At 59.7% G+C, this 23203-nt stretch carries 18 protein-coding genes and 2 pseudogenes; 7 read left to right on the plus strand and 13 right to left on the minus strand.

Annotation, left to right across the window (positions count from 1 at the left end; all coding sequences use genetic code 11):
• Position 1: 1 nt before the first annotated feature.
• Entirely contained in the window at positions 2 to 715 is a 714-nt protein-coding gene (gene pgl, locus E1573_RS23915) for a 6-phosphogluconolactonase (RefSeq protein WP_133217010.1), read from the minus strand.
• Positions 702 to 2171 carry a glucose-6-phosphate dehydrogenase gene (gene zwf / locus E1573_RS23920; RefSeq protein WP_133217011.1) on the minus strand — a complete coding sequence of 490 codons (1470 nt, stop codon included), beginning with the start codon at positions 2169 to 2171 and terminating at the stop codon, positions 702 to 704. Before zwf ends, pgl begins: the two co-directional genes overlap by 14 nt.
• A gap of 214 nt (positions 2172 to 2385) precedes the next feature.
• On the opposite strand from zwf, the gene hexR reads away from it, so the two are divergent.
• The gene (gene hexR / locus E1573_RS23925; protein WP_177494600.1) at positions 2386 to 3246 is read left to right on the plus strand and encodes a DNA-binding transcriptional regulator HexR; all 861 of its coding nucleotides are present in this window, start codon (positions 2386 to 2388) and stop codon (positions 3244 to 3246) included.
• Here hexR and E1573_RS23930 read toward each other — a convergent pair.
• The 10 genes from E1573_RS23930 to edd form a co-directional block, all read right to left on the minus strand.
• Positions 3239 to 4093 carry a D-hexose-6-phosphate mutarotase gene (locus tag E1573_RS23930; protein WP_133217013.1) on the minus strand — a complete coding sequence of 285 codons (855 nt, stop codon included), beginning with the start codon at positions 4091 to 4093 and terminating at the stop codon, positions 3239 to 3241. The two genes, hexR and E1573_RS23930, sit on opposite strands and share 8 nt — an antisense overlap.
• 111 nt (positions 4094 to 4204) lie before the next feature.
• Positions 4205 to 5551: a carbohydrate porin gene (locus tag E1573_RS23935; RefSeq protein WP_133217014.1), complete on the minus strand. Its 1347-nt coding sequence runs from the start codon at positions 5549 to 5551 to the stop codon at positions 4205 to 4207.
• 55 nt (positions 5552 to 5606) lie between these two features.
• Positions 5607 to 6761 (minus strand): ABC transporter ATP-binding protein, encoded by a 1155-nt coding sequence (locus E1573_RS23940; protein ID WP_133217015.1) that lies wholly within the window; start codon positions 6759 to 6761, stop codon positions 5607 to 5609.
• A 6-nt stretch (positions 6762 to 6767) separates the two neighbouring features.
• The gene (locus E1573_RS23945) at positions 6768 to 7613 is read right to left on the minus strand and encodes a carbohydrate ABC transporter permease (RefSeq protein ID WP_133217016.1); all 846 of its coding nucleotides are present in this window, start codon (positions 7611 to 7613) and stop codon (positions 6768 to 6770) included.
• Positions 7606 to 8514: a carbohydrate ABC transporter permease gene (locus E1573_RS23950; RefSeq protein ID WP_133217017.1), complete on the minus strand. Its 909-nt coding sequence runs from the start codon at positions 8512 to 8514 to the stop codon at positions 7606 to 7608. The genes E1573_RS23945 and E1573_RS23950 overlap by 8 nt, the downstream gene beginning before the upstream one ends.
• Positions 8515 to 8598: 84 nt before the next feature.
• Positions 8599 to 9867, minus strand: a complete 1269-nt coding sequence (locus tag E1573_RS23955; RefSeq protein WP_133217018.1) for an ABC transporter substrate-binding protein — start codon at positions 9865 to 9867, stop codon at positions 8599 to 8601.
• A 144-nt stretch (positions 9868 to 10011) separates the two neighbouring features.
• Positions 10012 to 11406: an ATP-binding protein gene (locus tag E1573_RS23960; RefSeq protein WP_133217078.1), complete on the minus strand. Its 1395-nt coding sequence runs from the start codon at positions 11404 to 11406 to the stop codon at positions 10012 to 10014.
• 43 nt (positions 11407 to 11449) lie between these two features.
• On the minus strand, positions 11450 to 12205 hold the full coding sequence (locus E1573_RS23965; RefSeq protein WP_133217019.1) for a response regulator: 756 nt from the start codon (positions 12203 to 12205) through the stop codon (positions 11450 to 11452).
• A 10-nt stretch (positions 12206 to 12215) separates the two neighbouring features.
• Positions 12216 to 13196 carry a glucokinase gene (locus E1573_RS23970; protein WP_133217020.1) on the minus strand — a complete coding sequence of 327 codons (981 nt, stop codon included), beginning with the start codon at positions 13194 to 13196 and terminating at the stop codon, positions 12216 to 12218.
• The gene (edd, locus tag E1573_RS23975) at positions 13193 to 15019 is read right to left on the minus strand and encodes a phosphogluconate dehydratase (RefSeq protein ID WP_133217021.1); all 1827 of its coding nucleotides are present in this window, start codon (positions 15017 to 15019) and stop codon (positions 13193 to 13195) included. Before edd ends, E1573_RS23970 begins: the two co-directional genes overlap by 4 nt.
• Before the next feature lie 268 nt (positions 15020 to 15287).
• Between edd and gap the strand changes: the two genes are divergently transcribed.
• From gap to E1573_RS27365, 5 genes and pseudogenes are all read left to right on the plus strand, one after another.
• Positions 15288 to 16289, plus strand: a complete 1002-nt coding sequence (gene gap / locus E1573_RS23980) for a type I glyceraldehyde-3-phosphate dehydrogenase (RefSeq protein WP_133217022.1) — start codon at positions 15288 to 15290, stop codon at positions 16287 to 16289.
• Positions 16290 to 16488: 199 nt separating this feature from the next.
• A complete protein-coding gene (locus E1573_RS23985) occupies positions 16489 to 17103 on the plus strand; it encodes a biliverdin-producing heme oxygenase (protein ID WP_133217023.1) in 615 nt (204 codons plus the stop codon).
• Between the two features lie 61 nt (positions 17104 to 17164).
• A complete protein-coding gene (locus E1573_RS23990; RefSeq protein ID WP_133217024.1) occupies positions 17165 to 17590 on the plus strand; it encodes a YbaN family protein in 426 nt (141 codons plus the stop codon).
• Between the two features lie 476 nt (positions 17591 to 18066).
• Positions 18067 to 18924: pseudogene (locus E1573_RS27360) on the plus strand (chemotaxis protein); the annotation flags it as partial.
• 390 nt (positions 18925 to 19314) lie between these two features.
• Positions 19315 to 19830, plus strand: a pseudogene (locus tag E1573_RS27365) (methyl-accepting chemotaxis protein); the annotation flags it as partial.
• A 73-nt stretch (positions 19831 to 19903) separates the two neighbouring features.
• Here E1573_RS27365 and arcD (E1573_RS24000) read toward each other — a convergent pair.
• Positions 19904 to 21331 carry an arginine-ornithine antiporter gene (gene arcD / locus E1573_RS24000; protein ID WP_133217026.1) on the minus strand — a complete coding sequence of 476 codons (1428 nt, stop codon included), beginning with the start codon at positions 21329 to 21331 and terminating at the stop codon, positions 19904 to 19906.
• Between the two features lie 438 nt (positions 21332 to 21769).
• Here arcD (E1573_RS24000) and arcD (E1573_RS24005) point away from each other — a divergent pair, with 438 nt between their 5' ends.
• Positions 21770 to 23197 (plus strand): arginine-ornithine antiporter, encoded by a 1428-nt coding sequence (gene arcD / locus E1573_RS24005; RefSeq protein WP_133217027.1) that lies wholly within the window; start codon positions 21770 to 21772, stop codon positions 23195 to 23197.
• The last annotated feature ends 6 nt before the right edge of the window (positions 23198 to 23203 follow it).

Here is a 23203-nt window from a genome sequence, read left to right on the forward strand (position 1 = left end):
CTCATGGGCACCAGTAAATATCCAGAGGGTCTTGGAGAAAGGCACGAATCGGCATCTCGTTCAGTTCAGTCCCCTGCAGTGCGGCGCGCAGGGTAGCGAGTTTGCCTGGGCCTTGCACAGACAACACGGTGAGCCCGGCGGTGGCCAGCAAGGCTCGGGTCATGCTCAGGCGCTGATGCGGCACACTCGGCGCCAGCATTGGTAAGCAGCGTCGTGTGCTTTGAAGGTCGAGACCTTCGGTCAGGTTCGGGCTGTTGGGGAACAGCGAGGCGGTATGCCCGTCATCCCCCATACCCAGTACCAATACGTCGATAGCAGGCAGTTCGGCCAAAGCCAGATCGGCCTCCAGCGCAGCCGCTTCAAGGCTGGCGGCTGCACGGTAGAGGCTGAGAAAACGCGCCTTCGCCGCTTTGCCGGTCAACAAATGACGCTTCAACAGACCGGCATTGCTGTCTGGGTGCTCAGTCGGTACCCAGCGTTCATCGGCGAGGGTGACCAGCACCTTGGACCAGTCCAGCGGCTGCTCAATCAAGGCTTGGAAAAAGGCCACTGGGCTGCGCCCGCCAGAAACCACCAGGGTCGCCTGGCCTTTCGCGTCGATCGCTGCGTTCAAGCGTGTGGCAACCGCTTTGGCCAGGCCTTCGGCCAGCGCCGAAGCGCCAAGAAAGTCGTGCGCCGTCACATGAGTCGGCAGTTCAAGTTCAGATATCGCCATACCAAGACCTCCCATCACGGGTAATCAATGCAATCGAGCTCATCGGCCCCCAGGAACCTGCGGCATAAGGCTTGGGCGCATCGCCACTGTTCTTCCAGCCGGCGATCAACTGATCACACCATTTCCACGCGTATTCAATTTCATCTTTGCGCACAAACAGGTTCTGATTGCCACGCATGACCTCCAGCAGCAATCGCTCATAGGCATCAGGAATCCGCGCGCTGCGCCAGGTGTCGGAAAAATTCAGTTGCAACGGCCCGCTGCGCAGTTGCATGCCCTTGTCCAGGCCCTGCTCCTTGGTCATGACCCGCAACGAGATGCCTTCGTCTGGCTGCAAGCGGATGATCAGTTTGTTGCCGATTTGCAAACGTTGTTCCGGGGCGAAGATGTAGTGCGGGGTTTCCTTGAAGTGAATGACGATCTGCGACAGCTTTTGTGGCATGCGCTTGCCGGTACGCAAGTAAAACGGCACGCCCGCCCAGCGCCAGTTACGGATATCGGCACGCAAGGCCACGAAGGTCTCGGTGTCGCTCTGGGCGTTGGCGTTGTCTTCCTCCAGATAACCGGGCACTGACTTGCCATCGCTGTAGCCAGCAATGTACTGACCACGCACCACATGGGTGCTCAGGCTTTCGCCAGTGATCGGGGCCAGAGCCTTGAGGACTTTGACTTTCTCGTTACGGATGCTGTCTGCCGAGAGGTCACTGGGTGGATCCATGGCGATCAGGCAGAGCAGCTGCAACAAATGATTCTGAATCATGTCGCGCAGCTGCCCGGCCTTGTCGAAGTAGCCCCAGCGCCCTTCGATCCCGACCTTCTCCGCCACGGTAATTTCCACATGGGAGATCGAGTTCTGGTTCCACTGGGTTTCGAACAGGCTGTTGGCAAAGCGCAGGGCAATGAGGTTTTGTACGGTTTCCTTGCCCAGGTAGTGGTCAATGCGATAGACGCGGTCTTCCGGGAAATACTGCGCCACGGCATCGTTGACCCGCCGCGACGAGTCCAGGTCATGGCCGATAGGTTTTTCCAGCACCACCCGGGTACGCGCACTCAAGCCGACCTTGTCGAGGTTTTCGCAAATGCCGCCGTACACCGCAGCAGCGGTGGCGAAGTAGGCAATCAGTTGATTGTCATCACCGACCTGTTCGGCCAGCGCCTGATAATCCTCAACCTTGAGAAAGTCGACATGCACATAGCTCAAGCGTGCGAGGAAACGCTGCAACACCAACGGTTCGATCTCCCCGGCCGGGACGAATTGGCGCAAGTGAGCCTCAATCGCCGCCAGGTGCTCGTCAGCACTTCCCGGCTCGCGGGCCAAGGCCAGCACCCGTGTGCTGGCGTGCAGCAGGTCGGCGCGGTCGAGCTGGTAAAGCGCCGGAAACAGCTTGCGCAAGGCCAGGTCACCCAGGGCGCCAAACAGGGCAAAGGTGCAAGGTTCAACGCTGATCGATGCCATGATGTTGGTTCTTTTATCAAGTTGAGCTAGAAATACCGTTTTCATTCCCGGTTTTCAAGGAATAATGTAGTAAAAAACACAACATTTTACTCAGTGGACAGATTCAAGTGGTGTGCCTTCCATGCCATCAGTACGATAAGCCACCGCGTCAAACGCTCACGGCGACTGCCTACGAGCCGCCTCATCGACCCAAGGACACATACCCATGGACCGCGTGCGAAACCTCCTGGAACAGATCCAGGGCCGCCTCGAAGAACTGAACAAAGCTGAGCGTAAAGTCGCCGAAGTCATCCTGCTCAACCCCCAGCAAGCTACACGCTTCAGCATTGCCGCCCTCGCCCAGGCCGCCAAGGTCAGTGAGCCGACGGTCAACCGCTTCTGCCGCTCGTTCGGTGTCAGCGGCTATCCCGAACTCAAACTGCAACTGGCTCAGAGCCTGGCCAGTGGCGCCGCTTACGTCAGCCGGGCGGTTGAAGCCGATGATGACCCGGCCTCCTACACCCACAAAATTTTCGGCAGCGCCATTGCCTCACTCGACAGCGCCTGCCAGCAACTCGACCCACAACTGATCAGCCGCGCCGTCGACATGCTGATTCAAGCCCGCCAGATCCACTTTTTCGGCCTCGGTGCTTCAGCGCCCGTAGCCCTGGATGCGCAACACAAGTTCTTCCGCTTCAACCTCGCCGTCTCGGCCCACGCCGACGTGCTGATGCAACGCATGCTGGCCTCGGTGGCTCACACTGGCGAGCTGTTCGTCATCATCTCCTACACTGGCCGCACCCGCGAGCTGGTCGAAGTGGCACGCCTGGCCCGGGAGAACGGTGCCTCGGTACTGGGCCTGACCGCCGCTGATTCGCCGCTGGCTAAAGCCTGCAGCCTGAGCCTGAATATACCGCTGCCAGAAGACACCGATATTTACATGCCGATGACCTCGCGCATCATTCAACTGACCGTACTCGACGTACTGGCCACCGGCATGACCTTGCGCCGTGGCGTGGACTTCCAGCCGCACCTGCGCAAGATCAAGGAAAGCCTCAACGCCAGCCGCTACCCGATCGACGACGAACTCAACTGAGCAACTGCGCCTGCAAACGCAGGTGTGCCTGCTCACCCGGCGCCAGGCTCAAGCTGTCACTGCTGCCGCTGGCGGCCTCGACACAGACGAAGCCCAACGTTTCACTGCTGCTGACCCCCATCAACGGCCGACTGCCCGGATGCCAGACAATGGTGTCTTCACTGTCACCGGTATCGATGCTCAACTGCCGCTGCCAAGCCGGATCGTGTAGTTGTACGGTCGCTGCATTGGGGAACACCCGCTGGCAACCGCCATAGACCTTCAAGGCGCCCTTCTGGCGACAGGCCTGACGGTTCAAACGGTCGTAACCCTCAATGTTTTCTAGCCCAGATAGCGCTATCTCTGAAACGTCACTAATACGCCAGTAAGCCAGCAGAGCATGACTCAACTGACAAGGTTGGCTGTCTTGGTGTTCGGTACTGAGCTGCAGCTCCATGCGCTTGCCCAGTTTAGCCAACAGATCGACCTGCCATTCACACAACTGCAGCCGCCACTTCAGGGTCACGCCATCCTGATCTTCGGTGCTGTCGATCAATTTCCAGTCAAGCAAACGCGCCCAACCGTGCGCTGGCCACATGTCTTCGCTGGGGTGACGGCCATACCACGGCCAGCACACCGGAACGCCACCGCGAATGGCCCCCACTTGCGGCCACTGTGCTGCACACCACAACCAAGGGCGCTCACCGGTCGGCTGAAAGTGCAACAACTGTGCGCCCTGGCGACTGAAGGCGGCCTGGCATTGGGGATGGTCGATGATCAGCACATCGCGCTGCTGGTAACGCTCCCACTCGAAGGTCGGTCGCGGCCTCTGTGAGGTGAAGAAGCGTTGTAGCGGGTGCTCGGGCATAACGGGGAACTCTTGTTGTTAGTTTGGGCCTTTATCGCGGGACAAGCCCGCTCCCACTGGGTAGGAGCGGGCTTGCCCCGCGAACAGCTCGTAAATTTACAACATATTGCCTCAGAACGACGACTGAATCTTCAAGCCGGCGACCAGCGCGTTATCCACCTCGTCTACCCCACCCGGGCTTTTGATGTATTGCAGGTTGGGGCGCACGGTCAGCCAGTTGGTGACATGCACACCGTAGTACAGCTCGGCGTTGTACTCGGTCTTCTGGATCGGCACAAAGTTGGGGTTGTCGTAATCATCAATACCGCTCTGCTGGTTGAGCAGTTCGGCGCGGTCTTTCACATCGTCATTGACGTGGATGCGTGCCACACCAAAGCCAATGTCATCCTTGGGCCGAGCATCGAAGGCGCCTTTGTAAACCAGCCCCACCTGCTGGTAGTTGTCGACCACGTTGGTGGCTTTGTCATGCACGGTGAAGTTGGCGAACAAACTCAGGCCACGGTTGGCATCGCCGTTGTGGGCGGTCACCTGCTGCTGCGCCACCACCCACCAACCATGCTTGCTGGAGTGCGATTTGAAGTCGTTGCCAGTGATAGCCTGGGGTTGGCCGTTGACGTCATCAAACACATCGTCGGCCTTGGCCGTGCTGTAGTAATAGCCCAAGCGGTACTCACCCGGCAGCGCGTTGACCTTGGGCGACCAGACCAGTTCGAACGGCAGAATCATGCCCTCGGTGCCACTGCCACTGAGCTTGAAGCCATTGCCGGTTTCAAGGTTGGAAGGGTTCTGTTCATACACCCCAACCTGGGCAAAAAATTCCGGGGTAATGTTGTATTTGACCCGCAGCGCCCATTGGCTGACCGGCCAGTTGTACCAGATACCCCCGACCCAGTTACCCACCTGAGAGCCGCAGAATGCCAGGTTCTGGAAATCGCACGGGAAGCTGTTGAAGTCTTCGCCCTCACCGAAACGGCCGAATTTCACATCCAGGGCACCGTCGAAGTACTTCTGCTTGATCCACATCTGGGTCAGGCGCCAAGTCTGCCCGCGGCCCCAGACTTCTTGCACCGAGCTGAACTGGCCGGCACGCGGATCACTGATGCGGTCGTTGGACAGGTTGCGCCCGCTGCGTTCGGTGATCGCCAGCTTGAACTCAGCGTCGTGCCAGCCGAGGATCTTCTCCAGATCCAGGTGCGCGCCCAACGCGAACTGGTCACTGTAGCGAGCTGTCTTGTCGTCGTTGTAACCGCCATTGAGGTTGCCGGCCACCTCACCGACGTAATCCAGGGTGAAGTCGTAGCCCTTCTCCAGCAGCTCGGTACGGGTACCGCCCCAATCGCCGCTCATCCATTTCGATTCCGGGGCAAAAGCACCGGCTGCGTGCGCCCCGCAACTGACGCCCAGCGCCGTCAACAGGCTCAATGGCAGTAGCGGCTTGATGCGTTTCAACTGATCCATCTCGTATGTCCTCATTTTATTGTTCTTGATGGGCTTGTACGACGTAACAACCGATTCAACGACCTTTGAATTGCGCCACTTTGTCCTGGCCGGCGCGCTGCGCAACGCTCACGCCCAGGCGCTCACCGCTGGCAGCATCGAACAGCAGCACCCGTGCCGGATCAAACTGCAGATTGAGGGTGTCGCCGACCTGCACCACGACATCCGGCGCCAAGCGACAGCACACCTTGGTCTGGTTGAGGGTGACGAACACCAACAGGTCGGGGCCGGTTGGCTCGGTGATCTGCACCTCGGCGCGAATACTCGGCAAACCGTTAGCCTGTGTCGGCGCCAGGGCAATCTGTTCGGGGCGGATACCGAGGATCACTTCACGCTCCTCAAGCCCGGCATCGCTGAACCCCAAAGGCAGCTCACAGCGGGCCTGACCACTGTCGAGCAAGGCCTGCAAGCGACCATCCTTGCGCTGCAAACGCAGGGGAATGAAGTTCATCGGGGGCGAACCAATAAAGCTGGCAACAAACAAGTTGGCCGGATCGTTGTAGATCTGCTGCGGGGTACCGAACTGCTGGATCAGCCCGTCTTTCATCACCGCGACCTTGTCACCCAGGGTCATGGCTTCAATCTGGTCGTGGGTAACGTACACCGTGGTGGTTTTCAGGCGCTGGTGCATCAGTTTGATCTCGGTGCGCATCTCCACCCGCAGCTTGGCATCGAGGTTCGACAGCGGTTCGTCGAACAAGTAGATCTTTGGCCGCCGCGCCAACGCCCGGCCCATGGCCACGCGCTGCTGCTGGCCACCGGAGAGCTGTCCGGGTTTGCGCGTCAGCAGGTGCTCGATCTGTAACAGCTTAGCCACCCGCGCCACTTCTTCATCAATCGCCGCCGCTGGCAGCTTGCGGATCTTCAGGCCGAAGGCGATGTTGTCGCGCACGTTCATGGTCGGGTACAGCGCGTACGACTGAAACACCATGGCGATGTCGCGGTCCTTGGGGCTCATGCCGCTAATGTCGGCATCGTCCACCAGAATCGCCCCACCGCTGATCTGTTCAAGCCCGGCAATGCAGTTCATCAAGGTCGATTTACCGCAGCCTGAAGGCCCGACCAGAATCAGGAACTCACCTGACTCAATCGACAGATCGATATGCTTCAAGGTATCCGGCAGGCCACTGCCGTAGGTTTTGTTGACGTTGCGCAGTTCAAGCGTTGCCATGTTGTTTCACCCCTTGACCGCGCCAGCAGTGAGCCCGCGCAGGAAATACTTGCCAGCCAGCACATAGACCAACAGGGTCGGTAACCCGGCGATCATCGCCGCCGCCATGTCGACGTTGTATTCCTTGACCCCGGTGCTGGTGTTGACCAGGTTATTCAGGGCCACGGTGATCGGTTGGGCATCGCCACTGGCAAACACCACACCGAAGAGAAAGTCGTTCCAGATCTGGGTGAACTGCCAGATCAGGCAGACCATGATGATCGGCACCGACATCGGCAGCAGGATGCGCAGGAAAATGGTGAAAAAACCTGCCCCATCGAGCCGCGCCGCACGCACCAGGGCATCGGGCACACTGCAGTAGTAGTTGCGGAAGAACAGCGTGGTGAAAGCCAGGCCGTAGACGATGTGCACCAGCACCAGGCCGGTGGTGGTGCTGGCCAGGCCCAGCTTGCCGAGGGTGAAGGAAGCTGGCAGCAGCACGGTCTGGAACGGCAGGAAGCAACCGAACAGCAACAGCCCGAAGAACAACTGCGAGCCACGAAAGCGCCACATCGACAGCACATAACCGTTGAGCGCACCGAGCAATGTCGAGATCACCACTGCCGGCACGGTAATTTTCACCGAGTTCCAGAAATAGCCACCGACAATATCCCAAGCCTTGATCCAACCAATGCCGGTCACCACTTCAGGCCAGCTCAGCAGATTGCCGGTGCGGATGTCATCCGGCGATTTGAAACTGGTCAGCAGCATCACAATCAGCGGAATCAAGTACAGCGCACAGGCCAGGATCAAGGTGGCATAAATGGTCATGCGGCTGATGCTGAAGGTACGGGAAGTCAGGACTCTAGTCATGGCGCTTGTTCCTCAACTCCGAGTACAGGTAAGGCACCAGGATCGACAGGATCGCCCCCAGCATCAGGATCGCGCTGGCCGAGCCCATGCCCATCTGCCCGCGGCTAAAGGTGAAGGAGTACATGAACATCGCTGGCAGGTCCGAGGCATAGCCGGGCCCGCCTGCGGTCATGGCAGCGACCAGGTCGAAGCTCTTGATGGCGATGTGTGCAAGGATCATCAACGCGCTGAAGAACACCGGACGCAGGCTAGGCAGCACGATGCGCAAGTAGATGCGCGGCAAGCTGGCGCCATCGACCTGAGCAGCACGAATGATCGACTGATCGACACTGCGCAATCCCGCCAGAAACAGCGCCATGACAAAGCCCGAGGCCTGCCATACCGCAGCGATCACCAGGCAGTAGACGACGCGGTCCGGGTCCACCAGCCAGTCCAGGCGAAAACCTTCCCAGCCCCAGTCACGGAGCATCTTGTCCAGCCCCAGGCCCGGATTGAGCAGCCATTTCCAGGCGGTGCCGGTGACAATCATCGACAAAGCCATCGGGTACAGATACACCGTGCGGATGAAACCTTCACGGCGGATCCGCTGATCCAGCAGCACCGCCAGCACAACGCCAATCACCAGGCTGATCGTGATGAACAGGCCGCCGAATACCAGCAGGTTCTTGCTCGCCACCCACCAGCGGTCGTTTTCCATCAAGCGCATGTATTGCGCCAGGCCGACCCACTTGTAGCTGGGCATGAAGCTGGAATTGGTGAATGAGAGAATGAAGGTCCAGAGGATGTAGCCGTAAAAGCCCACCAGGACGATCAGCATGCTGGGCGCCAGTACCAGTTTGGGCAGCCAGCGTTGCAAGGCATCGACGGGCGAGGCCTTGTTGAGTAGCGCAACAGTGCTCATGGGGAGGTCTCGTGTTGTGATTATCGCGGGGCAAGCCCGCTCCCACAGGTTCCGGTGGGAGCGGGCTTGTCCCGCGAAGAGGCCTTACTTGGCCGCCTTGATCGCCGAACTCAGCTGTTTGACCGCCGTCGCAGGGTCCGCGCTCGGGTCATTGAGGAAGTTGGTCACCACGTCGAAGATCGCCCCCTGGACCGCCAGGCTGGTGGCCATGTTGTGGGCCATGCTTGGCTGCAGGCCATCGCCTTTCGCCGCCTCTTTGAAGTCCTCGGAAGACTTCTGTGTGCAAGCGTCGAACTGGCTCATGTCCATGTCCTGGCGCACCGGCAGCGAACCTTTGTTCTGGTTGAACACCGTCTGAAACTCGGGCTCAAGGGCGACCTTGGCCAGGTCGTTCTGGGCCTTGATGTCGTTCTCGTCCTTGAGTTTGAACATCGCCAGCGAATCAATGTTATAGGCGAAGCTGCCCTGGGTGCCCGGGAAGGCGACGCACTGATAATCCTTACCGGCGACCTTGCCAGCCGCCGTCCATTCGCTCTTGGCCCAATCCCCCATGATCTGCATGCCGGCCTTGCCATTGATGACTTCGGCAGCGGCGATGTTCCAGTCACGTCCGGCACGGTTCGGGTCCATGTAGGTTCCCAGGCGCTGCAGGGTCTTGAACACCTCGACCATCTGCGCGCCCGTCAGTGTCTGCTCATCCAGCTCGACGAAGGCCGCATGGTAGCCCTTGGGGCCAAGGATGCTCAGGGCCAGGTCCTCGAACACAGTGCTGTCCTGCCACGGCTGGCCGCCGTGGGCCAGAGGGATGAAGCCAGCGGCCTTGAGCTTGTCGGCAGCCGCGAAGAGCTCGTCGAGGGTGGTGGGCACTTTGGCACCGGCCTTGTCGAAAACCTGCGGGTTGATCCAAAGCCAGTTGACCCGGTGAATGTTCACCGGTACCGCCACGTAATGGCCGTCGTACTTCATGATCTGCGCGACTTTCTGCGGCAGCAGGCTGTCCCAGTGGTTGGCTTTGGACACGTAATCAAGTTCGGTGAGCAAACCCAGCGCACCCCACTCCTGAATGTCCGGGCCCTTGATCTGCGCCGCCGCTGGCGGGTTGCCGGAAATGGCGCGGGTCTTGAGCACGGTCATGGCGGCTGCACCGCCACCGCCGGCAACGGCGTTGTCTTTCCAGATAAAGCCATCTTCCTGCACCTGCGCCTTGAGGGTTTCAACGGCCTTGGCTTCGCCACCGGAGGTCCACCAGTGCAGGACTTCAACGGTACCGGGATTGGCATTTTCAGCAATGGCGCTCAGGGGCAACAAGGAGGCTAGAGAAACAACGACAGCGAGACGATTGATCGCATTCATGGGGGGAAACCTTTTCTTGTTGTTATGCAGGTGCAAGTCGTGGTGCTTGCGCTTGCATCGGAGTCTAATCAGCCGCTTGGGCAGTGGAGGTAACGAAGGGATGCGCAAATGTCACAGGGTGGTGACATTCGCCGGAAAGGTCTGTCAGTCGTGGCTACGGGGCAGGCTCAAGGTCACCCGCAAACCACCTTCGCGCAGGTTGCGTAAACTCAGTTCGCCGCCATGGCTATGGGCGATGTTGCGTGCAATACCCAGGCCCAGACCGTAGCCCTGCTGCTGTCCGGCCAGCCGGAAATGTGGCTCGAAGACTTGCTCCAGGCGCTGCTCGGGCACACCCGGCCCTTCATCGTCCACCTGCAAAACGAAGCCCGACTCACTGTCGAGCACCCGCAGGTGCGCGCGCTCGCCGTATTTCAGGGCGTTGTCGATCAAGTTGCCCATGCACCGGCGCAACGCCAGCGGTTTGCCTGGGTACGGCGCCAGTGCCCGGCCCTGCACGGTCACCCGCCCACTGGCCAGGTACGGCTCGACCAGGCAGTCGAGGGCATGGTTGAGGTCAACGGATTCGATGTTTTCGTGGATGTCGGTGTCTTTCACGCATTGCAATGCACCTTTGACCAGCATCTCCAGCTCATCCAGATCACGGCTGAACTTCATCTGCTGCTGCTCGTCTTCCAGCAACTCGACCCGCAACCGCAAGCGCGTAATCGGCGTGCGTAGATCGTGAGAAATAGCGCTGAACAACTGGCTGCGCTCAGTCAGGTAGCGGCTGATACGTTCGCGCATGGCATTGAACGCCCGACCGACTTCAACCACCTCACTGCCGCCACCTTCTACCACCGGTTCGACATCAGCGCCTAAAGACATCTCTCGCGCAGCGCGAGCCAGGCGCTTGAGCGGACGGCTCTGCCAATGCACCAATAAACCGATGAACAGCAACAGGAAAAAACTGGTGAGGCCGATGAACCAGACCTGCTGACGTGGCAGCCCTTCGTCTTCAAGGCTGGTGTAGGGCTCCGGCATCAGTGAAGCGATGTACAACCATTCACCTTCAGCGAGGCGGATCTGGGTGACCAGCACCGGCGGATTGAGCGGCTCAAGGGTCAACGCATAGTGCGCCCAGGAACGGGGCAGCTCATCGAGCTTCAGGCCACTGTTGAAAATGCGCAGGTCTTGCGGGCTGACGAACTCGAGGGAAATATCCATCTGCGTGCCCAGACGCTGGTGCAACACATCGCCCACGGCATTGATCACCGCCTGCTTGCGCGGTGTTGCGGGCAACGCCTGCATGTCCAGCGGCTTGTCGTTGAGTGATACAACAAAGCGCGTGCCCCCCATGCTGCGCAGTTGGTCGAGTACCATCGGCCTGTAGGCCAGCGGCAGGGAGCGAAAGTAACTGACACTGGCACTCATCGAATGCGCCAGGCTACGGGCGCTGGCAACCAGCCCTTCCATCTGGCTGGCGCGCAATTGAGATAGCCAGATCAGGCTCGACAGGCCCTGGGCCAGGAGTACCACCAACAGGGTCAACAGCAGCATGCGCCCCAACAGCGAGCGCGGTAGGGGCAGATGCCAACGTTGCTCAGTGCGCGGGCGCAACGCTGGCCGCCAACAGGTAGCCGCTGCCACGCACGGTACGGATCAGCCGTGGTGGCTTTTGCGTATCGCGCAGACGCTGACGCAGGCGGCTGACAGCCATGTCAACGATGCGGTCCAAGGGCATGGGTTCACGCCCACGGGTTGCGTTACCGATCGTGTCGCGATCAAGAATCTGCTGAGGGTGATCGAGAAACAGCTTGAGCAAGGCAAAGTCGGCGCCGGACAGAATCACTTCTTCACCATCGCGATGAAACAAGCGGTGGCTGATGGTATCCAGACGCCACTCATCGAAGGCCAGTACATCACCGCCATTGCGCTCTTGACCAAAGCTGGCACGACGCAACAGGGCTTTGATACGCGCCTGCAATTCGCGGGGGCTGAAGGGCTTGCCCAGGTAATCGTCGGCCCCCAGCTCCAGGCCGATCACCCGGTCGGCCTCATCGGAACTGGCCGTAAGCATGATGATCGGTACCTGTGCCAACCGCGGGTGTTGGCGTACCCAGCGGCACAGGCTGAAACCGTCTTCGTCGGGCAGCATCACATCGAGAATCACCAGATCACACTCCGTGCTGTCCAGGGCCTGGCGAAAACCCTGACCGTCGGCGACGGCCTGCACACTGAAGCCTGCGCGGCTCAGGTAGGTTTGCAGCAGTTCGCGGATGTCATGGTCATCATCGACCAGCAAAATCGACTTGCTCACAGCTCTGTTCCTGTGGAAGCGGGCTTGCCCCGCGATCATGGTGTGTCAGTTATATCGCATCGCGGGGCAAGCCCGCTCCCACGGCTTGCTGCAGAGCGACGCCAGCGCCAAGCAAGCCTGAGAATTCGGCAGTTACCAGCCACACCGGCACACCGCTGAAATAGCCGTTCATGCAGCCTTTTTCAGCAAAGCTGCGGGCAAACCCGCTGCGCAAAAACAGCTCGGCGAAACGTGGAATGATGCCGCCGACAATGTACACACCGCCGCGGCCACCGAGGGTCAGTACGTTGTTGCCGGCTACACGCCCGAGAAAACAACAGAACTGTTCGATGACGGTCAACGCCACCGGCTCGCCAGCCAACGCTGCATCGGTGATCGCCGCCGGGCTCTGCAGGGTTGCACTGTAGCCGTCCAACGCACAGATCGCCTGATACAAACGTAACAAGCCACCACCGCTGAGCACGGTTTCAGCGCTGACATGCCCGGTCTCGTTGGCGATCTGTTGACGGATCTGCGCCTCGCGCTCAGTACCCACCGGCAGATCGACATGCCCGCCTTCGCCCGGCAATGCCATCCAGCGACCATCCTCCAGGGCAAGCAAAGTGCCTACCCCCAAACCAGTACCGGGGCCGATCACTACCGCAGGGCGCCCTGCTTGCGCCTCGCCTTCACACACTGTCCGGCACTCGTGAGCCTGTAGTCGGGTCATGCCCAGGGCCATGGCGGTAAAGTCATTGATCAGCAACAAGTGCTCAACCTGCAACGTCTGGCAGAAGGCCCGACGGCTGAGACGCCAGTGATTGTTGGTGAAACGAAACTCATCGCCACTGACCGGGCCAGCGACCGCCAGACAGACCGCGCCCAGATCGCCCTTGCTCAACCCTTGTGCCAACAGGTAAGCACCAATGGCCTGTTCAGGGCTGGTGTAGTCGGCCGTGGCGAACACCTGCACCGCGTGCATCTGGTTGTTTTCCCAGAGGGCGAAACGTGCATTGGTGCCGCCGATGTCACCTACCAGGGCGCGCTTCATTTGAGTGCTTCCAGGGCTGACGTAAAGGCACTGGCGCCCTGCTCTGCCGGGCTCAGGGCCATGCGCAGGAAGCCGAACAGTTCACGCCCGCAGCCCAGATCGTTGCCGGTCGGCGACGCTGGAATGTCCCGATCAGCGAATACGGCGTCATCGACTTTCACCGTCAGGGTACCGGCAACACCGTCAACCCGCACGATATCGCCATCGCGCACACGGGCCAGCGGGCCACCGTCGAAAGCTTCCGGGCAAACATGAATGGCTGCGGGGATTTTCCCTGAGGCGCCGGACATGCGCCCATCGGTGACCAGTGCCACCTTGAAGCCACGGTCTTGCAGCACACCGAGGAACGGGGTCATCTTGTGCAGCTCCGGCATGCCATTGCAACGCGGCCCCTGGAAGCGCATCACCGCGACAAAGTCGCGTTCCAGCTCACCGGCCTGGAATGCATCGGCCAGCGCTTGCTGGTCATGGAACACCCGCGCGGGCGCTTCGACAACCTGGTGCTCAGGGGCCACGGCCGACACTTTCATCACACCACGGCCCAGGTTGCCTTCCATTACCCGCAATCCGCCTTCCGGAGAGAACGGTCGCGCCACCGGGCGCAGGATCGCTTCGTCCAGGCTCGCGTCTGGCCCTTCGCGCCACACCAGCTTGCCATCTTGCAAAAACGGCTCTTGGGTGTAACGACGCAGGCCGTGGCCAGCGACGGTGTTCACGTCTTCATGCAACAACCCGGCATCGAGCAGCTCACGAATCAGGAAGGCCATGCCGCCGGCTGCCTGGAAATGGTTGATGTCGGCTTTGCCGTTCGGATAGACGTGGGACAACGTCGGCACCACTTCCGACAGCTCAGCCATGTCTTGCCAGGTCAACTGAATGCCGGCTGCCTGAGCGATCGCTGGCATGTGCAAGGTGTGGTTGGTCGAACCGCCAGTGGCGTGAAGGGCGACAATCGAGTTGACCAGCGCTTTCTCGTCGACGATTTCGCCCAGCGGCATGAAGTCGCCACTGGCCTTGGTCATGCGCGTAACCTGTTGCGCCGCTTCAACAGTGAGCGCATCGCGCAGCGGCGTGTATGGGTTGACGAACGACGCCCCCGGCAAGTGCAGCCCCATCACTTCCATCAACAATTGGTTAGTGTTGGCGGTGCCGTAAAAGGTGCAAGTGCCAGGGCTGTGATACGACTTCATTTCCGATTCCAGCAGCTCTTCACGAGTGGCTTTGCCCTCGGCATAGCGCTGTCGCACATCGGCTTTTTCCTTGTTGGAAATGCCGGAAGGCATCGGCCCGCCCGGGACGAAAATGGTCGGCAAGTGACCGAAGCGCAACGCGCCCATCAACAGGCCTGGAACGATCTTGTCACAAATCCCCAGCATCAACGCCGCATCGAACATGTTGTGCGACAGCGCAATGGCGGTAGACATGGCGATCACTTCGCGGCTGGCGATGCCCAGCTCCATGCCCGGCTCGCCCTGGGTGACACCGTCGCACATGGCCGGTACGCCACCGGCGAACTGGCCCACCGAACCGATCTCGCGCAAGGCCTGTTTGATCTGTTCGGGATAGTGCTGGTAAGGCTGATGTGCCGAGAGCATGTCGTTGTAGGCAGACACGATAGCGACGTTGGCCGCATTCATCATGCGCAGGCTGTTCTTGTCCTGAGTGCCACATCCGGCCACACCGTGGGCGAAGTTGGCACATTGCAGCTTGGCCCGCATTGGCCCGTCACTGGCCGCGCCGCGAATCAACTGCAAGTAGCGCTCACGGGTGGGACGGCTGCGTGCGATCAGCCGTTGGGTGACCTCAAGAATGCGCGGATGCATGTACTGGACTCCAGGCTATCAGTGGTTGCGACCTCTGCGGCGGTTTCCCTTATCAGCATTCGCCACCTAGGCTCAAAGGCAGGGGGAGTTGCTAAGGGAAGAACTGCTTGGCCGATCGCTCGTTGTAGATTGAATAAAATACTGCCAGCAAAAAGGCTTGTTTTCTATTTTTTTACGAATAATCTTGTAATTCCAACAACAAAATCAGATTCAGTGAAGCAATTGCTGGTTTTTTACCGGCTTCACCCGGTCTGCCAGAGGTAGCTCTATGACCCTTCGTATCGCAATCAATGGCTTTGGCCGCATTGGCCGCAACATCCTTCGCGCACTCTATACCCAAGGCTACCGCCAAGACTTGCAGGTCGTCGCGATCAACGATCTGGGCGACAGCGCCATCAACGCCCACTTGCTCAAGTACGACAGTGTTCATGGCATCTTTGCCGCCAGTGTCGAGTCCGACCATGAAAGCCTGACCGTCAATGGTGACCGCATTGCTGTCAGCGCCATTCGCAACCCGGCTGAACTGCCGTGGAAAGCCGAAGCCATCGATGTGGTATTTGAATGTACCGGGCATTTCACTGACCGGGCCAAAGCAGCCGCCCATCTTACTGCCGGGGCGCGTAAAGTCATTATCTCGGCGCCGGCCAAAGGCGCCGATGCGACCATTGTTTACGGGGTCAACCACGACATTCTGCGCCCCGCGCACCAGATCATTTCCAGCGCCTCATGCACAACCAACTGCCTGGCGCCGCTAGCCCAGGTGCTGCACCGTGAACTGGGTATCGAACAGGGTCTGATGACCACCATTCACGCTTATACCAATGACCAGAGTCTGACGGATGTAGCACACAGCGACCCGTTTCGCGCCCGTTCGGCGACCCAATCGATGATCCCGAGTAAAACCGGCGCCGCCGAAGCGGTCGGCCTGGTGCTGCCGGAGCTCGCGGGCAAACTCACCGGCATGGCAGTTCGCGTACCAGTGATCAACGTGTCGCTGGTCGACCTGACCGTCAACCTCAAGCGCGACACCAGCGTCGAAGAGGTCAACAACCTGTTCAAAGACGCCAGCCGCCACTCCAAAGTACTGGGCTACAACAGCCTGCCGCTGGTGTCCTGCGACTTCAACCATAACCCGCTGTCATCGATCTTCGACGCCAACCATACCCGCACCAGCGGACGTATGCTCAAAGTGCTGGCCTGGTATGACAACGAATGGGGCTTTTCCAACCGCATGCTGGATAACTGCCTGGCGCTGTGCAACGCAGCATAAAACCTGAACTGTGGGAGCGGGCTTGCACCGCGATGCGGTGTGACTGTCTGGACGCATCGCGGGGCAAGCCCGCTCCCACAGAGTCGGTGAAATATTGGGTGGGAGCGTGCCTGCCCCGCGATGAGGTGAGGATTTTTTACTGTCGTACGTCTTCTCGTTCGTCTAGTCACTAGGCACGCCCACTTCGCAAGGAATCACCATGACCGCCGCTACCACTACCGAACGCGCCAACCTGCGTTCGCAACGCCTCAATCAGCTGACCCATGCCCCGCATACCGAGCTGGACGCCCTGGTCAAATCCCATGCGCCGTTCGAAACCCGCGAAAGTTTTGCGCGCTTCGTGGTTGCCCAGTACCTGTTCCAGAACGAACTCAAGGCGCTGTACACCAACCCTGAGCTGATCGCCATCGTCCCTGACCTGGCCGAGCGCTGCCGCGCCGAACAGGCGGGCCTGGACCTCGCCGACCTGAACACCGAGATCCCAGGCGACTTCCCTGGCGAGCTGCAGAAGCCGAGCCTGGGTGAAGCCATGGGCTGGATCTTCGTGTCCGAAGGCTCCAAGCTCGGCGCTGCATTCCTGATCAAGCGTGCGGTAGGGCTGGGCCTGTCCGACAGCTTCGGTGCCCGTCACCTGGGCGAACCGGCCGGTGGCCGTGCCGAGGGCTGGAAGCAGTTCACCCGCATCCTCGACGGCCTGGCGCTGAGCCCCGAGGAAGAAGCCAAAGCCGAGCAAGGTGCAGTAGCCGCCTTCGAGCGCTTTACCGAACTGCTGAAACACGCTTACGCGACTGCGCCTAAAGCCGAATTGGCCTGATGCGCCGCCCCCGGTTACCCTCGTGGTGACCGGGCCTCCCCCCCCTGCATTCGACGACCTCATGACCCGCCCCGCCGCTTCGAAAATCTCCCGCCTGCTGTATGGCCTTCTGGCCTATGTCAGCCTGGCCATCGGCCTGGTCGCGATCGTTGTGCCTGGTTTACCGACTACCGAATTCATTCTACTGGCCGCCTGGGCCGCCACACGCAGCTCACCACGCCTGAGCGCCTGGCTGGAAAACCACCGCCTGTTCGGCCCGATTCTGCATAACTGGCGCAACGGCAAGGTTATTCAACGCCGTGCCAAACTCAGCGCCACCGTCAGCATGGTGCTCTGCGCCAGCCTGATGCTGGTGTTTCTTGAGCACCGCTGGCCGGTTTTTCTCGCTATTGCCGGCATGACCTTGGGCAACCTGTGGATCTGGTCGCGGCCAGAAGCCCCGCCCTTGAGCGCCAATGACCGCTCGTCAGTACGCACTCATGGTTAACGCTATAACGCCGATGACCTGTTATCGCTAAATGGATGTGGCGAGTCGAGCCGCCCCGGTTCGGTCTACCTCTGGCCAGTCCTTTAGCGAGTACGTGCACCATGTTCGACACGCTGTCCATCCGCCTGAAAATCGTTTTGCTCTCCGGCTTCTGCCTGCTCGGCGTGGTTGCGCTGGTGGTCGGTATCAACCTGTACCAATCGAACCAGAGTGATGAACTGGTGGGTGAGGCCAGCACCAATATGCTCACCCGCAGCGTTCAAGCCCAGCTCCAGGCCCGCGCGGGCGAGAAAGCCGAAATGCTGCGTCGCGCCTTCAGTAGCAACGAGGCCGTCATCACCGCCGTTGCTGATCAGGTCAGTGACCTTCAGCAACTGGCCCGCACACATGCGCTCAGTGGTGGCGACCTGCGCGATGCCATCAACCAGAGCCTGGCCACCACCTTCAAACGCAACCCGAATGTGCTGGGTATCTGGATGGCCTTCGAGCCCGGCGCACTGAACGCCGACGACGCGGCCTTCGCCAACGATGCCAAGCACATGAGCAACGAAAGTGGCCGTTTCGCCAGCTACTGGAGCCGCGCCCAGGGTGCATCCTTGAACACGGTGATCAGTGACACTGACCTGAACAAGACAGACATCAACCTCAGCGGCACACCGTACAACGTCTGGTACACCTGTTCGTTGCACAGCGCACGTCCTTGCCTGCTCGAACCCTACGCCGACACCGTCGGCGGCAAACAAATGCTGATGACCAGCATCACCTTGCCGCTTGTGCAAAACGGCAAGGTCATTGCCGTGACGGGTGTCGACATCTCTCTCGACACCTTGCAAGCCGCCGCCAGTAAAGCCCAACAGTCGCTGTTCGACGGTGCCGGGCACTTAATGATCGTATCCCCCAGCGGGCTGCTGGCCGCCAACAGTGATGACGCCAGCAAGGTTGGCCAGAACATCGCCCAAACCCTGGGTCAGGACGGCCAGCAAGCCGTACAGAAGCTGGCAGGCAATCAGCCTGTGGTCCTTGAGCAAGGTGAATCTATCCGTGCTGTCACCCCCGTGCAGCCTATTGCCGACAGCAAAGCCTGGGGCATCGTCATCGATCTGCCCAAGCAGGTGCTGCTGGCAGATACCATCAGCCTGCAAAACACCCTTGAGCAAGCACGCACCAGCGGCACCGTTAAAGTCGTGCTGTTCGCCGCCCTGGCCGGCCTCGGTGGTTTGTTGCTGATGTGGATGACCGCCACCGGCGTCACCCGCCCGCTGAACACTGTGGCCAAAATGCTCGAAGACATTGCCAGCGGTGACGGCGACCTCACCCAACGCCTGCGCTACTCCCGTCAGGATGAATTGGGCCGGTTGACCTCAGGCTTCAACCGTTTCCTCGACAAACTGCAGCCAACCATTGCCCAAATCAAACAAAGCATCAGCCAGGCCCGCAGCACCGCAGACCAATCCTCGGCCATTGCCCAGCGCACCAGCGAAGGCATGCAGGTGCAGTTCCGCGAAATCGATCAGGTGGCCACGGCCTCCAACGAAATGAGCGCCACCGCCCATGACGTTGCCAACAGCGCCGCCAGCGCTGCTGATGCCGCACGCGGCGCCGACCGCTCAGCCAAAGATGGCATGGCGATCATCGAACGCAGCACCCGCGACATCACCTTGCTGGCGGATGAAGTGAGCAAAGCGGTGACCGAGGTCGAGGTACTGGCACAGAACAGTGAAAAAATCGGCTCGGTGCTGGAGGTGATTCGCAGCATCGCCGAGCAAACCAACCTACTGGCCCTCAATGCTGCCATCGAGGCAGCCCGTGCCGGAGAGAGCGGCCGCGGCTTTGCCGTGGTGGCTGACGAGGTACGCAACCTGGCGCGGCGCACCCAGGATTCGGTGGAAGAGATCCGCCAGGTGATCGAACGCATTCAAAGTAATACCCGCGAAGTCGTTGCCACCATGCACTCCAGCCACGGCAAGGCTCAGGAGAATGCCGGGCAGATCCACCAGGCGGTCGAAGCCCTGGACCGCATCAGCGAAGCGGTGACGGTCATCAGCGACATGAACCTGCAGATTGCCAGTGCTGCTGAACAGCAGAGCGCGGTGGCCGAAGAGGTGAACCGGAATGTATCGGCGATTCGCGGTGTTACCGAAACCCTGACCGGGCAGGCAGCAGAGTCGGCTCAAGTCAGCAGCCAGCTCAATACCCTGTCGTCGCAGCAAATGGCCCTGATGGACCAATTCAGAGTCTGACCCCTCTGTAGGAGCGGGCTTGCCCCGCGATACGGTTTGACTGACAGACCGCAGTCGCGGGGCAAGCCCGCTCCTACAGGGTTAAAAGCCCTGCATACAGGCTGTACGCCGCCACTCCTGCTCCCACCAGTACTGCGGCAAAGATCACCTTCTCCCAGTGCGTGAACAGGCTTTGTCCCTGCTCACGCTTGGCGCGGGCAAACAGAATCACGCCCGGCGCGTACAACAACGCCGACAACAGCAGGTACTTCAGGCCGCCGGCATACAGCAGCCACACCGCGTACACCAAGGCGACCCCGGCAATGAACAGGTCTTTGCGCCGCGCCCCGGCATGGCCCTCGTAGCTCTCGCCACGCACCGCCAGCAACACGGCATAGGCCGCCGACCACAGGTAGGGCACCAGGATCATCGACGAAGCCAGGTAAATCAGGCTGGTGTAGGTGCCTGCCGAGAACAAGGTGATCAGCAAGAACAGCTGGATCATGACGTTGGTCAGCCACAGGGCATTGGCCGGCACATGGTTAGCGTTTTCTTTGGCCAGGAACCGCGGCATGGTCTGGTCACGGGCGGTGGCAAACAGGATTTCGGCGCACAGCAATGCCCAGGACAACAACGCCCCCAGCAACGAAATGGCCAGGCCAATGCTGATCAGCAAGGCACCCCAGGGGCCGACGATATGCTCCAGCACCGACGCCAGCGACGGGTTCTGCAATGCCGCCAGCTCCGGCTGGGTCATCACCCCCAGCGACAGCACGTTAACCAGCACCAGCAAGGCCAACACGCCAATGAAGCCGATCACCGTGGCCTTACCCACGTCTGAGCGCCTCTGCGCCCGGCCTGAGTACACGCTGGCCCCTTCAATGCCGATGAACACGAACACGGTCACCAGCATCATGTTGCGCACCTGATCGAGCACGCTGCCGAATTTCGGGTTGCTCAACCCCCAGATGTCACGAGTAAAGATGTCAGCCCGAAAGGCCACTGCGGCGATGACGATGAACATCACCAGCGGCACGATCTTCGCCACGGTGGTCACCTGGTTGATGAACGCGGCCTCCTTGATGCCGCGTAGCACCAGAAAATGCACCGACCACAGCAGCAGTGACGCGCAGGCGATGGCGATGGGCGTATTGCCTTCGCCAAAAATCGGAAAGTAGAACCCCAAGGTACTGAACAGCAGGACGAAGTAGCCAACGTTGCCCAGCCAGGCACTGATCCAGTAGCCCCAGGCGGACGAAAAGCCCATGTACTCACCAAAGCCGGCCTTGGCGTAGGCGTACACCCCTGAATCAAGCTCCGGTTTGCGGTTGGCAAGGGTCTGAAACACGAAGGCCAGGGCCAACATACCCACCGCTGTGATTCCCCAGCCAATCAACACCGCCCCCACATCGGCACGCGCGGCCATGTTCTGTGGCAAGGAGAAGATTCCACCACCGATCATCGAGCCGACCACCAGCGCGATCAACGCACCCAGGCGCAGTTTTTGTCCAGATTCGGACATGTAAATCCCCTCTCTGTCTCGTCTTTGTAACCTAAGCTGTACATGCTCAGTTAAATATAGGCTCAGTCTAGACGTTTATAAAAATTCCGTCTTTAGAAGTAATACCCTCATAACTATGACGTCTATACCGAACACGCTTAATGGGAGTTTTGAGCACTATCGCGACCGCTTCAAGTAAATAAGAAAAAATCTCGTCAAAAATTTGCGAAAGCTGTGAAACGGGCTAGCTTCATATCTCGCAGGCTGTCAGAGCGAATGCTCTAAACACCATGGAGGTGCCTGTGCACGAGGCTTGCAGCATTGCCGTCGGCATACTCCGGGGGAGCTCTTTCAGTCAAGGAAGCAATGGATTGCCCAATTAACTGACCTGAATCAGCTTATGAAAACGTCGCTGGATTTACTCTAGCGTCATCTCTTCTCCTCATATGGAGTTATTCAATGTCAGACGCTCCCGGAAAACTACGACTTGGTGCATTGGTTGCACTTGTAGTCGGCTCGATGATCGGTGGCGGTATCTTTTCGCTACCACAAAACATGGCTGCCAGTGCTGATGTTGGCGCAGTACTGATCGGCTGGGGAATCACCGCCATCGGTATGCTGACCCTGGCCTTTGTGTTCCAGACCTTGGCCAACCGAAAGCCGGATCTTGACGGTGGGGTATACGCCTACGCCAAGGCCGGATTTGGCGATTACATGGGCTTTTCGTCCGCCTGGGGGTACTGGATCAGTGCCTGGCTGGGCAACGTCGGTTACTTCGTACTGCTGTTCAGTACCTTGGGCTACTTCTTCCCGATTTTTGGCGAGGGTAACACCCCGGCAGCCATCATCGGCGCCTCGGTATTGCTGTGGGCGGTACATTTTCTGGTTCTGAGAGGCATCAAGGAAGCTGCCTTCATCAACCTGATCACCACCGTCGCCAAGGTCGTGCCACTGGCGCTGTTCATCCTCATCGCCCTGTTCGCGTTCAAGCTGGATATCTTCACCGCTGACATCTGGGGCTCGATGAACCCCGACCTGGGCAGCGTGATGAACCAGGTGCGTAACATGATGCTGGTGACTGTCTGGGTGTTCATCGGTATCGAAGGGGCGAGCATCTTCTCGGCCCGGGCAGAAAAACGTTCAGACGTCGGTAAGGCAACGGTCATCGGTTTCATCACCGTGCTGCTGTTCCTGGTACTGGTCAACGTGCTGTCGCTGGGCATCATGACTCAACCTGAGCTGGCCAAACTGCAGAACCCATCGATGGCAGCCGTGCTTGAGCACGTGGTCGGCCACTGGGGTGCGGTACTGATCAGTGTCGGCTTGATCATCTCGCTGCTCGGTGCCCTGCTCTCCTGGGTACTGCTGTGCGCCGAGATCATGTTCGCCGCCGCCAAAGACCACACCATGCCGGAGTTCCTGCGCCGCGAGAACGCCAACCACGTACCGGCCAACGCCCTGTGGTTGACCAACGCCATGGTGCAGATCTTCCTGATCATCACCCTGTTCTCGGCCAGTACTTACCTGTCGCTGATCTACCTCGCCACTTCGATGATCCTGGTGCCTTACCTGTGGTCGGCAGCCTATGCCTTCCTGCTGGCATGGCGCAGTGAGACTTACGAGCAAGCCCTGGCTGAACGCAAGAAAGACCTGATCATCGGCGGTATCGCCCTGATCTACGCGATCTGGCTGCTGTATGCCGGTGGCGTGAAATACCTGCTGCTCTCGGCGCTGCTGTATGCCCCTGGCGTGATCCTGTTCGCCAAGGCCAAACGCGAGGTCGGCCAACCGATTTTTACCAACGTGGAGAAATTGCTATTCGCCGCCGTTGTCATTGGCGCCCTGGTGGCTGCCTATGGCCTGTACGACGGCTTCCTGACTCTGTAACCCCCG

The sequence above is a fragment of the Pseudomonas sp. H9 genome (genome assembly GCF_004353925.1).
In the GTDB taxonomy this organism is placed as follows: Bacteria; Pseudomonadota; Gammaproteobacteria; order Pseudomonadales; family Pseudomonadaceae; genus Aquipseudomonas.